At 69.5% G+C, this 11,512-nt stretch carries 11 protein-coding genes; 2 read left to right on the top strand and 9 right to left on the bottom strand.

Features of this window, described 5'->3' with window-relative positions; all coding sequences use genetic code 11:
* Positions 1-4 precede the first annotated feature (4 nt).
* The 6 genes from PGB34_RS15095 to PGB34_RS15070 all read right to left on the bottom strand — a co-directional run bounded on the left by PGB34_RS15095 (position 5) and on the right by PGB34_RS15070 (position 5,761).
* Entirely contained in the window at positions 5-778 is a 774-nt protein-coding gene (locus PGB34_RS15095) for an ABC transporter ATP-binding protein (protein WP_271428929.1), read from the bottom strand.
* A gap of 28 nt (positions 779-806) precedes the next feature.
* Positions 807-1,619, bottom strand: coding sequence for an ABC transporter ATP-binding protein (locus PGB34_RS15090; protein ID WP_271428928.1), 813 nt, complete (start codon positions 1,617-1,619; stop codon positions 807-809).
* Entirely contained in the window at positions 1,616-2,692 is a 1,077-nt protein-coding gene (locus PGB34_RS15085; RefSeq protein ID WP_271428927.1) for a branched-chain amino acid ABC transporter permease, read from the bottom strand. The genes PGB34_RS15090 and PGB34_RS15085 overlap by 4 nt, the downstream gene beginning before the upstream one ends.
* Before the next feature lie 29 nt (positions 2,693-2,721).
* Complete coding sequence (locus tag PGB34_RS15080) at positions 2,722-3,597, bottom strand: branched-chain amino acid ABC transporter permease (protein WP_271428926.1); 876 nt, start codon at positions 3,595-3,597, stop codon at positions 2,722-2,724.
* Between the two features lie 133 nt (positions 3,598-3,730).
* Positions 3,731-4,537, bottom strand: a complete 807-nt coding sequence (locus PGB34_RS15075) for a helix-turn-helix domain-containing protein (RefSeq protein ID WP_271428925.1) — start codon at positions 4,535-4,537, stop codon at positions 3,731-3,733.
* 270 nt (positions 4,538-4,807) lie between these two features.
* Complete coding sequence (locus PGB34_RS15070; protein ID WP_271428924.1) at positions 4,808-5,761, bottom strand: alpha/beta hydrolase; 954 nt, start codon at positions 5,759-5,761, stop codon at positions 4,808-4,810.
* A gap of 218 nt (positions 5,762-5,979) precedes the next feature.
* On the opposite strand from PGB34_RS15070, the gene PGB34_RS15065 reads away from it, so the two are divergent.
* Positions 5,980-7,632 (top strand): hypothetical protein, encoded by a 1,653-nt coding sequence (locus PGB34_RS15065; protein ID WP_271428923.1) that lies wholly within the window; start codon positions 5,980-5,982, stop codon positions 7,630-7,632.
* A gap of 98 nt (positions 7,633-7,730) precedes the next feature.
* Positions 7,731-8,579, top strand: a complete 849-nt coding sequence (locus PGB34_RS15060; protein WP_271428922.1) for a 3-hydroxybutyryl-CoA dehydrogenase — start codon at positions 7,731-7,733, stop codon at positions 8,577-8,579.
* A 79-nt stretch (positions 8,580-8,658) separates the two neighbouring features.
* On the opposite strand, the gene otnI is transcribed toward PGB34_RS15060, so the two are convergent.
* Genes otnI through otnK form a run of 3 tightly spaced genes read right to left on the bottom strand, consistent with a single transcriptional unit; the run spans position 8,659 to position 11,509 of the window.
* Positions 8,659-9,474, bottom strand: a complete 816-nt coding sequence (gene otnI / locus PGB34_RS15055) for a 2-oxo-tetronate isomerase (protein WP_271428921.1) — start codon at positions 9,472-9,474, stop codon at positions 8,659-8,661.
* A 28-nt stretch (positions 9,475-9,502) separates the two neighbouring features.
* Complete coding sequence (locus PGB34_RS15050) at positions 9,503-10,192, bottom strand: class II aldolase/adducin family protein (RefSeq protein WP_271429169.1); 690 nt, start codon at positions 10,190-10,192, stop codon at positions 9,503-9,505.
* 27 nt (positions 10,193-10,219) lie between these two features.
* Positions 10,220-11,509, bottom strand: coding sequence for a 3-oxo-tetronate kinase (gene otnK, locus PGB34_RS15045; RefSeq protein ID WP_271428920.1), 1,290 nt, complete (start codon positions 11,507-11,509; stop codon positions 10,220-10,222).
* Positions 11,510-11,512: the final 3 nt, after the last annotated feature.

The following is an 11,512-nucleotide window of genomic DNA, read 5'->3' as shown; positions in this document are numbered from 1 at the left end:
GACCTCAGCGCCAGGTCTTCTTTTTCTTCCAGCGCCGCTCGCCGCGTACGCCGTCGTCCTTCATGCCCAGGTAGAACTCCTTGATGTCGTCCTTCTCGCGCAGGCGTTCGCAGCTGTCTTCCATCACGATGCGGCCGTTCTCCAGCACATAGCCGTGGTCGGCCGCGTTCAGCGCCATGTTGGCGTTCTGCTCCACCAGGAGGATGGTGGTGCCGCGCTCGCGGTTGATGCGCACCACGATCTCGAAGATCTCCTTGGTGAGCTTGGGCGACAGGCCCAGCGAAGGCTCGTCCAGCAGGATCAGCTGCGGCGCGGCCATGATGGCGCGCGAGATGGCCAGCATCTGCTGCTGCCCGCCCGAGAGCAGCCCGGCGTCCTGCGCAGCGCGCTCGCGCAGGATGGGGAAGTAGCTGAACACGGCTTCCATGTCGCGCGCCACGCCATCGCGGTCGCGCCGGGTGTAGGCGCCCATCAGCAGGTTGTCCCTGACCGACAGCAGCGGGAACACCTCGCGCCCCTCGGGCACGTGCGACAGGCCCTGCTGGACGATGAAGGCCGGGTCCTTGGCCGTGATTTCCGTGCCCTTGAAATGCACCGAGCCCTTGCGCGGATCGATGATGCCGGAGATGGTCTTGAGGATGGTGGTCTTGCCCGCGCCGTTGCTGCCCAGCACGGTGGCGATCTCGCCCTGGCGCACCTTCAGGCTCACGCCGCGGATGGCCTTGATCGGGCCGTAGGCGCTCTCGACGTTGAGCAGTTGCAGGATCTCGGTGCTCATGGCTGGCTCCCGGCTGCGTTCGTGTCGTTCATGCGGCCCTCCGCAGGCTGCTCACATCCTCCACCGTGCCCAGGTAGGCCTCGATCACGCGCGCATCGGTCTGCACCTCGCGCGCGCTGCCCATGGCCAGCACCTCGCCCTGGTTCATGGCCAGCACGCGGTCCGAGACCTTGGAGACCAGGCTCATGTCATGCTCCACCATCAGCACCGAGATGCCCAGCTCGTGCTGGATGTCCTGGATCCAGAAGGCCATGTCGGCCGTCTCCTCCACGTTCAGGCCCGACGAGGGTTCGTCCAGCAGCAGCAGCTTCGGCTCGGTGCACAGCGCGCGCGCCAGCTCCACCACCTTGCGCACGCCGTAGGGCAGGCCCGCCACCATCGAATCGCGGTGGTGCTGCAGATCCAGCAGGTCGATCACCTGCTCGGCCTTCTCGCGCGCGGCCATCTCGGCCTGGCGCGTGGCGGGCGTGAAGAACAGCTCGCTGAAGAAGCCCGTGCGCCGGTGCGTGTGGCGGCCCACCAGCAGGTTGTGCAGCACCGTGGCGTGCTCGAACAGCTCGATGTTCTGGAAAGTGCGCGCGATGCCCAGCGCCGCGATCGCATGCGCGGGCTGCGCGGTCAGCGTCAGCGGCTGCGCACCGCCGTGCCAGGTGATCTGGCCCGTGGTGGGCTGGTAGATGCGGCTGATCAGGTTGAACACCGTGGTCTTGCCCGCGCCGTTGGGGCCGATCAGGGTGAACACCTCGCCGCGCCGCACGTCGAAGCTGACCTTGTTGACGGCCAGCACGCCGCCGAAGCGCACGCTCAGGTCGCTGGCTTGCAGGAGGACGTCGTCGCTCATTTCAGCCGATCCGATTTGGTGAAGGACTTCTGCCGCTTGAACATGCCACGGCGGTAGAAGGGGAAGAGCTGCAGCCAGGTGCGGATCTTGAGCCAGCGGCCGTACAGGCCCAGCGGCTCGAAGAGCACGAAGGCGATCAGCACCAGGCCGTACACCAGGCCCTGCAGCCCGGGCGCCTGGCCGATGGTGTCGGGCAGCCAGTCCTTGGACAGCGAAATGAGCTGCGGCATGGTGATGATGAAGATGGCGCCGAGGAAGGCCCCGTGCACCGAGCCCAGCCCGCCGATCACCACCAGCAGCAGCAGGTCGATGGACTGCAGGATGCTGAACTGGTCGGGCGAGAGGAAGCTGATCTTGTGCGCGTACAGCGCCCCGCCCAACCCCGCCAGCGCGGCCGAGATGGCGAAGGACAGCGTCTTGTAGCGCGCCAGGTGGATGCCCATGCTCTGGGCCGAGATCTCCGAATCGCGGATGGCCACGAAGGCCCGGCCCGTGGGCGCGCGCAGCAGGTTCAGGATGCCCAGCGTGCACAGCACCGCGACCACCAGGCAGACGAAGTAAAAAGCCGCGCCGCTGCCCACGTCGTGGCCGAACAGGGTGGGCGCATGCACATGCAGCCCCGCGTTGCCGCCGGTCATGCGCTCCCAGCGCGCGAACACTTCCTCGACGATGAAGCCGAAGGCCAGGGTCGCGATGCCCAGGTAGATGCCCTTGACGCGCAGCGCCGGCAGCGCCACCAGCACGCCCACGGCGGCCGACAGCGCCGCGGCCGCCACCAGCGCCAGCGGGAAAGGCACGCCCAGATTGACCAGCACGGCCTGCGTGTAGGCCCCCGTGCCCAGGAAGGCCGCGTGCCCGATGGAGAACTGCCCCGTGAAGCCGGCCAGCAGCATCAGCCCCAGCCCCACCACCGCATAGATGAGCACGAAGGTCAGCTGCGCGAGCCAGTATTCGTCCACCACCCAGGGCGCGGCCAGCAGCGCCAGCATGAGCAGCGCATACCAGAAGCGGTGCCCGCCATGCTTGGCCAGCTGGATGTCTTGCGCGTAGGAGGTCTTGAAGATGAAACGCATCGGGTGGCCTTGTGCTCGGGTGCTTCTCTTCAGACTTTCTTGCGCAGCTTCTCGCCGAACAAGCCGTTGGGCTTGATCATCAGCATGAGCAGCACCACGATGTAGGGCGCTGTGTCCTTGAAGCCGTCGGGCAGGTAGAAGCCCGCGAAGGACTCCACCACGCCGATGACCAGCCCGCCCACGATGGCCCCCGGCAGGCTGCCGAAGCCGCCCACCACCGCGGCCGGAAAGGCCTTGAGCCCGATGAAGCCCATGTTGGCATGCACGAAGGTGATGGGCGCCAGCAGGATGCCGGCCACCGTGGCCACGGCCGCCGCCAGGCCCCACACCAGGCCGTTGAGCCGCTTGACCGGAATGCCCATGTAGTAGGCCGCCAGCTGGTTCTGCGAGCTGGCCTGCATCGCGATGCCCAGCTTGCTGTAGCGGAACATGCCGTACAGCAGCAGGCACAGCGCTGCGGTGGCGCCGATCACCACCGCCTGCGGCGCATTGACCACCAGGCCGCCGACGCGCCAGACCTCGTCCTTGTAGGGCACGGCCAGCGTGTGCGTTTCGGTGCCGATGCCCGGCACCATGGTGATGAGGCCGCGCACCACATAACCCACGCCGATGGTGAGCATGACGATGGAGAACTGCGGCTGGCCCAGGATGGGGCGGATCACCACCAGTTCCAGCAGCACGCCAAAGGCCACCAGCGCCGCCACCGCCAGCGCCGCCGCCAGCCAGAAGGGCAGGCCGAAGAGCTGCATGCCCGCAAAGGCCGCGAAAGCGCCGAGCATCATCAGGTCGCCCTGCGCGAAGCTCACGGTTTCGGTGGCCTTGTAGATGAGCACGAAGCCCAGCGCGATCAGGCCGTAGATGCAGCCTTGCGCGATGCCTGAGAGCAGCAGTTGAAGGATTTGCAAGCAGGACCCCGGCGATGAGAGGCGATGCGGGCCGCCGGCACCACGGGTGGCCGGCGGGGAACGAATGGCGAGGCAGTCTAGGAAGGCATGTGCGATCCGGCCTCGTCGGAACCGACGGAAATGACGGCGGCCCTCACAGCACGACGCGCCCGGCGTGATGCAGTGCCAGCCGCCGCGAGCCCGCGACGATGTCGCTGGGCCGCAGGCCGTAGAACTGCCGGATCGAATGGCTGAAATGCGTGGAATCGGGGTAGCCGGCCGTCAGCGCGATGTCGGTGAGGCTGGAGCTTTCGCGCACGTAGCGCAGCAGGCTGCGCGCGCGCTTCCAGGCCCTGAAGGCGCGGAAGGTCACGCCCGTCTGCGCCTTGAACAGATGCAGAAAGCGCGAGAAGGAGAGGTTCACCGCTGCCGCGCATTGCTCGGCCGACACGGCTTCGGCCGGGTTGGCGTTGACCCGATCGACCACGGCGCGGATGCGCGGATCGAGCACGCGCTCGGGCAGCGGCTGGCCGAAGACCAGGCGGTCGAAGTCGAAGCCGTTGAAGCACTTGCGGCCCGACGCGGCCTGCAGCTGCGCATGCACCGCGCGCACGCGCCGCACGAAGTCCGGATCGTCCACCACGCCGCACTGGCGCAGCAGCGGCGGCAGGGCCTGCGGATCGACCAGCTCGGCCTCGATCACGAGGTTCAGGATCAGCGGCTCTTGGCTTTCGATGCAGTGCGGCACCAGCGGCGGCACCACGATCAGCTCGCCGCCCTGCCAGGCGCCGCCGCCCAGCCGCACGCGGTTGGGCAGGCCCGAAGGCGACACGTAGATGGCCCAGCCGCCCGATGTGCGCAGCCCCACCGAGCCCAGCAGGCCGGCGTAGAACACGCGCTGGCTGGTCAACCACATCAGGCGCGCGCCAGCGTCGGCGTGCGCCACCCTCTCTGTCTGCATGCTGCCTTGTCTCCGTGCTGTTGAACATCCACCGCAGCTGGCCGCGCCCTTTTCTTTTTTCTTGCGAAGGCGCATCGCGGCGCCAGGGTTGGGCGCATCGTAGTCAGCGCCCGTCGCAAACGTAAGGGCGCGGCGCAAGGGGCTTTCCCTAGGGCTGCGGCATGGTGCGCGGCTGCGGCGCCAGCGTAGGCAGCCGCATGCCGCGCGCGCTTGCGAAAACTGGCTGCGGCGATTGGGGTTAGCGCTGGGCGAGACCTGCGGCGGCGCCGTTCACGGGGCCAGCGCGCGCCGCAATTCGGCCGCGCACAGGGCCACGGCGGTGTTCGCCTCGTCCAGCACGCGGCCCATGGTGATGAAGCCGTGGATCTGCCGCTCAAAGCACACATGGCTGACCCGGCCGCCGGCATCGCTGAGCGCGCGTGCGTAGTCCAGCCCTTCGTCGCGCAGCGGGTCGTAGCCCGCCGTCAGGATCAGCGCAGGCGGCAGGCCCGCATGGCTGGCCGCCAGCAGCGGCGAGGCGCGCCAGTCCAGGTCGTGCGCGGGATCGGTGATGTAGTGGTCGTGGAAGTAGCGCACCGTGTCCTGCGTCAGCACGTAGCCCTGGCCGTTGCTGCTGTGCGAGGCATGGCCGCGGCGCATGTCGGTGGCCGGGTAGATGAGCAGCTGGTAGGCGATGGGCAGCGGCCCCTGGCCGTCCGCGTCGTCGCGCGCCGCCAGCGCCACCACGGCGGCCAGGTTGCCGCCCGCGCTGTCGCCGCCCACGGCCAGGCGGGCCGGATCGATGCGCAGCGCCTGCGCCTGCGACCGCACCCAGCGCGTGGCGGCCAGCACGTCGTCCACCGCGGCCGGAAAGCGCTGCTCCGGCCCCAGCCGGTAGTCCACCGCGATCACGGCGCAACCGCTGGCGTTGCACAGCTCGCGGCACAGCACGTCATGCGTGTCCAGGTCGCCGATGACCCAGCCGCCCCCGTGGTAGTACACCAGCACGGGCAGCACCGCCTCGGCCGGCGCGCCCAGCGGCCGGTAGGCGCGCAGCGGAATGTCGCCATGCGGCCCGCTCGTGCGCAGCTCGCGCACTTCGGACACCTCGGCCGGTGCGGGTTGCGAGAAGCTGCGGCGCTCGCGGTAGATGGCGCGCGCATCGGCAGGCGTGAGGGTGTGCGTGGGCGGCACGCCGCGCTCTGCCATCAGGTCGATCAGGGCTCGTGCCTGGGGATGAAGCATGGGTTCAGCGGTGGAGGTGGACGAAGCCGCCATCTTGCGTTGCCGGGCAGCTCGGCGCAGCCGGGGCTTTCACGGGCCTGGGCCGCGCGGGCCTTCTGGTTGATGGCAGCTTTGTCCCATGCGTGACTGCGGCGGCTCCTGCGGGCGCGAAGACTCAGGGCCGGCATCCAGAGGATGCGTCCGACCGGCGCATCTCACACACACAACAGGAGACCCGCATGCCCCTTCCCCTGCGCCGCCGCGCCGCCGCGCTGGCACTCGCCCTCCCCGCCCTCGTGCTCGGCCTGGCCGGCTGCAGCACGCCAACCGCCCACCGGCCCGCGGCCTGGGCGGCACCGGAACTGCTGGTCCAGCCTTCGGCCTTCGCGGGTGTGCATGGCCTGGCCGTCGATGGCGCGGGCCGGCTGCTGGCCGGCTCGGTGGTGGGCAACAGCATGTGGGAGGTGGACCGGCGCACCGGCCAGGCGCGCGTGTTCATCGGCGCGCCCGAAGGCCAGGCCGACGACATCGCCGTGGGCCCGCGCGGCGAACTCGCGTGGACCAACTACCTCATGGGCATGCTGCGCTACCGAGAGCGCGACGGCGCGCCCCTGCAGGTGCTGGCCAGGGACCTGCCGGGCCTCAATTCGGTGGACTTCGACCGCCGCACCGGCAGGCTCTATGCCTCGCAGGTGTTTCTGGGCGATGCGCTGTGGGAGATCGACCGCACGGGCCAGAAGCCGCCGCGCCTGATCAAGAAGGACATGGGCGGCTTCAACGGCTTCGAGGTCGGGCCCGATGGCTGGCTCTACGGCCCGCTGTGGTTCAAGGGGCAGGTGGTCAAGATCAACCCCGCCGATGGCGCCATGCAGGTGATCGCCGAAGGCTTCCAGATCCCCGCCGCCGCCAACCTGGACGGCAAGGGCAACCTGTGGGTGGTGGACACGCGCACGGGCGAGCTGGTGCGCGTGGAGCTGGCCACGGGCCGCAAGAGCGTGGCCAAGCGCTTCACGCCCTCGCTGGACAACCTGGCCATCGCGCCCGACGGCATGATCTACGTGTCGAACATGGCCAACAACGCCGTCGATGCCTTCAACCCGGCCACGGGCCAGTCGCAGCGGCTGACGGGCGGGGCCGTGGCCGTGCCTGCGGGCCTGAAGACCGAGGGCGACAGGCTCTGGGTGGCCGACGTGTTCGGCTTCCGCGAAGTGCAGCTGTCCAGCGGCGCCGTGAGCGACATCTTCCGCATGCAGCGCGAGCCCGAACTGGAGTACCCCTTCTCCGTGGGACTGTCGAGGACGCAGTTCGCGCTCTCATCCTGGTTCACCGGCACCGTGCAGCTGGTGGACCGCGCCACGCGCAAGACCGCATCCGTCATCCACGGCCTGAAGGCGCCCTATGACGCCATCCCCATGGAAGACGGCAGCGTGATCGTGGCCGAGATCGGCACCGGCAGCGTCACGCGCCTGAGCGGCCCCAAGCATGCGCAGCGCCAGTTGCTGGCCGATGGCCTGCAGGGCCCGGTGCAGATGGTGCTGGGCAGCGATGGCGCCGTCTATGTGACCGAGGCCGCAGGCCGCCTGCTGCGCGTGCCGGCCACGGGCGGCGCGCCGCAGGTGGTGGCGCAGGGCCTGCAGATGCCCGAGGGCCTGGCCCAGACGCCCTGGGGCAGCTTCATCGTGGCCGAGGCCGGCGCGCAGCGGCTGGTGGAGATCAACCCCGCCGACGGCAGCCGCCGCAGCGTGGCCGAGCAGTTGCCCATCGGCCTGGCCGCCGGCCCGGGCCTGCCACCGCCCTACGTACCCACCGGCGTGGCCGTGGGCGCGGACGGCAGCGTGTACGTCTCTGCCGACCGCAACAACGCGATCTACCGCATCCGGCCCGCGCGCTGATCCGGCCTTCTGTTGACCTGGCGACGGCCCGCCCCTGCGCGGGCCGTTAGCATTCGTCCATTGCGTTTTTCCCTTACTTTTTCTCCAGGAGCATTTCAATGGACATCCAGACCGTCGGCATCATCGGTGCAGGCACCATGGGCAACGGCATTGCGCAGGCCTGCGCCGCCTCGGGCATTCGCGTGGTGATGGTCGACATCGCCCAGGCCGCGGTGGACAAGGGCCTGGCCACCATCTCGGGCAGCCTGGACCGCCTGATCAAGAAGGACAAGCTCAGCGAGGCCCAGAAGGCCGACGCACTGGCACTGATCCAGGGCTCGACGAACTACGAGGACCTCAAGAGTGCCCAGCTGGTCATCGAGGCCGCCACCGAGAACCACGAACTCAAGCTCAAGATCCTCAAGCAGGTGGAGGCGCTGCTGCCGCCCGACGTGATCATCGCGTCGAACACCTCGTCGATATCGATCACCAAGCTGGCCGCCGCCACCAGCCGCCCCGACCGCTTCATCGGCATGCACTTCTTCAACCCGGTGCCGATGATGGCGCTGGTGGAGCTGATCCGCGGCTACCTGACCAGCGACGCCACGCACGATGCGGTCAAGGCGCTGTCGGTCAAGCTGGGCAAGTCGCCCATCACCGTGAAGAACGCGCCCGGCTTTGTGGTCAACCGCATCCTGGTGCCCATGATCAACGAGGCCTTCTTCGTGCTGGCCGAAGGCCTGGCCACGCCCGAAGACATCGACGCCGGCATGAAGCTGGGCTGCAACCAGCCCATCGGCCCGCTGGCCCTGGCCGACATGATCGGCCTGGACGTGTGCCTGGCCGTGATGCAGGTCTACCTGGAGGAGTTCGGCGATTCGAAGTACCGCCCCTGCCCGCTGCTGGCTGAAATGGTGGCCGCTGGCCAACTCGGCCGCAAGACCGGCCGCGGCGTGTACCAGTACTGATCACCCCGTTCGAACCAAGAGAAAAAGCCCCGCGGCGCTGGCCGGCGGGGCTTTTTCTCGTGAGGAAGGCGAAGCCGTATCAGCCAATCTGCCTGGGCTGCAGCCATTCGCGGGCCCAGCCCAGGCCTTCGGTGGTGCCGCCGGGCACGGCGCCGCGGCGCGGGCGGTATTCGCAGCCGATCCAGCCCGTGTAGCCCAGCGCGTCGAGTTCGGCGAACAGGTAGGGGTGGTTCAGCTCGCCCAGGTCGGGCTCGTGGCGCTGCGGCACGCCGGCAATCTGCACATGGCCCACGCGGCCCGTGGGCAGGAACTCGCGCAGCTTCATCGCCAGGTCGCCTTCCATGATCTGGGCGTGGTACAGGTCGAACTGCACCTTGACGTTGGGCTCGCCGATCTCCTGCACCAGCGCATGGGCCTGGCCCTGCAGGTTCAGGAAGTAGCCGGGCATGTCGCGCGTGTTGATGGGCTCGATCAGGATGTCCACGCCCTGCGCGGCGGCCTGGCGCGCGGCCAGGCGCAGGTTGGCCACGTAGGTGGCGCGCACATCGTCGCGGCTGGCGCCGGCCGGCAGCAGGCCGGCCATCACGTGCACGCGCGGGCATTGCAGCACCTGGGCGTAGGCCAGGGCTTTGGTGATGCCCGCGGCGAATTCGGCTTCGCGCCCGCTCAGGCAGGCGATGCCGCGCTCGCCCGCGTCCCAGTCGCCGGGCGGGGCGTTGAACAGCGCCTGCGTGAGGCCATGGGCCTTCAGGCGCTGGGCGATGTCTTCGGCCGCGAAGGCATAGGGGAAGAGGTATTCCACACCCGTGAAGCCGTCCTTGGCAGCGGCGGCGAAACGGTCGAGGAACTCATGCTCGTTGTAGAGCATGCTCAGGTTGGCGGCAAAGCGGGGCATGCGGATCTCCGGGTTCTGGGAAATGGGTTTACCAGCTGGCGCCGAAGACGCTGCGCAGCTCGTCGATCTGCGCCTGCGTGAGCGGCCGCAGCGCGGGCTGCAGCCAGTGCAGGCGCGCGGTTTCTTCCAGCTCTTCGAGCACGGCCATGGCGGCGTCCGGCGTGTCGTGCCAGACGTTGGGCCCCAGCCGCGCCAGCATCACGGCCTGCAGCCGCCGGCCCTGCGCCGCATGGCGCGCGATGGCCTGGGCCACGGCCTCGGCGGCGGCGGGGTCGCCAGGGCGGCGATAGGCGATGTGCGGCACGCGGCCCACCTTCATCACGAAATACGGCGTGATGGGCGGCAGCAGTTCGGCGTCTTCGGCCAGCGCGTTGTCAGCGGCACTGTCGGCGCGCAGTGAGCAGCTCACCAGGTGCGTGCTGTGGGTGTGGATCACGCAGCCGGCCGCGTGGCCGGCCGCGGCGGTGGCGTCATAGATGCGCCGGTGCAGCGCGATGGTCTTGCTGGCCCGGTCGCCCGAGCGCTGCTGGCCCTGCGCGTCCAGCCGCGCCAGCCGGGCGGGGTCCAGGGTGCCCAGGCAGGCGTCGGTGGGCGTGATCAGGTGGCCGCCGTCGGCCAGCCGCACGCTGATGTTGCCGGCCGTGGCATGCACGTAGCCGCGCTTGTACAGGCTGCGGCCCAAGCGGCAGATGTCTTCGCGCGCCTGGGTTTCGGTCAGGGCGGTGCTCATAGGGCGGTGATCGCCTCAGGCCGCCAGCGCGGCAAAGGCCTTGGTGAAGAAGTCAGGGGTGCCGAAGTTGCCGGACTTGAGCGTGATGTGCAAGCCTTCGGCTGCGCCCAGCGCGGCGTCGGGCAGCGCATGGCACCACGGCACGCCCGGGTCGATCTGGCCACCGATGCGCATCTGCGCGATGCCCAGGGCCTGCACGCAGGCACCCGAGGTTTCGCCACCGGCCACCACCAGCTGGCGCACGCCGGCCGCGACCAGCCCGCGCGCGATCTGCGCCAGCGTGCGCTCGACCATGGCACCGGCCTCCTCCACGCCGAGCTGGCCCTGGATGGCCCGCACGTCGCGCGGCTCGGCCGTGGAATAGATCAACACCGGGCCGTCCTTGAGCAGCGGCTGCGCCCAGGCCAGGGCCTCGGCCGCCACGTCCACGCCGGCAGCGATGCGCAGCGGGTCGATGGCCAGCGCCGGGCGACCGGCCTGGATGAAGGCCAGCACCTGGCTGTTGGTGGCCGTGGAGCAGCTGCCCGAGACGATGGCCTGCAGCCCGCCCGCGGCCGGCAGCGAAGCCGCCTGCGACGAAGGTGCGAGGCCGAAGTTGGCCGGCAGCGCGATCGCCACGCCCGAGCCCGCCGTGAGCAGCGGCAGCTCGGCCAGGGCCGGGCCCATGCGCAGCAGATCGTCGTTGGAGACCGCGTCGACGATGGCGATGGCCACGCCTTCGGCCTGCAGCGCGGCGATGCGCGCGCGCACCGCGTCGGCGCCCTGCGCGACCACGGCGTGGTCGATCAGGCCCACGCGCTGCTTCGTCTGGGCCTGCAGCACGCGCACCAGGTTCGCATCGGTCATGGGCGTGAGCGGGTGGTTCTGCATGCCGCTTTCATTGAGCAGCACGTCGCCCGCGAACAGGTAGCCCTTGAACACCGTGCGCTTGTTGTCCGGGAAGGCCGGCGTGGCGATGGTGAAGGACGTGTTCAGCGCCGCCATCAGCGCGTCGGTCACGGGGCCGATGTTGCCTTGCGCCGTGCTGTCGAAGGTGGAGCAGTACTTGAAGTAGATCTGCTGCGCGCCCTGCGCCTGCAGCCAGCGCAGCGCGTCCAGCGACTGGGCCACGGCCTCGGCCGCAGGGATGGTGCGCGACTTGAGCGCGACCACCACGGCATCGGCGTCCGCATCGAGCGGCTCAGCCGGCACGCCGATGGTCTGCACCACGCGCATGCCCGCGCGCACGAGGTTGTTGGCCAGGTCGGTGGCGCCGGTGAAGTCGTCGGCGATGCAGCCCAGCAGGATCTTCTTCGTCGCGCTCATGGC

The organism is Xenophilus arseniciresistens, from assembly GCF_028023875.1.
GTDB lineage: Bacteria > Pseudomonadota > Gammaproteobacteria > Burkholderiales > Burkholderiaceae_C > Xenophilus > Xenophilus arseniciresistens.
The sequence above is the reverse complement of the archived record's forward strand: the minus strand, read 5'-3'. Positions and strand labels throughout refer to the sequence as shown.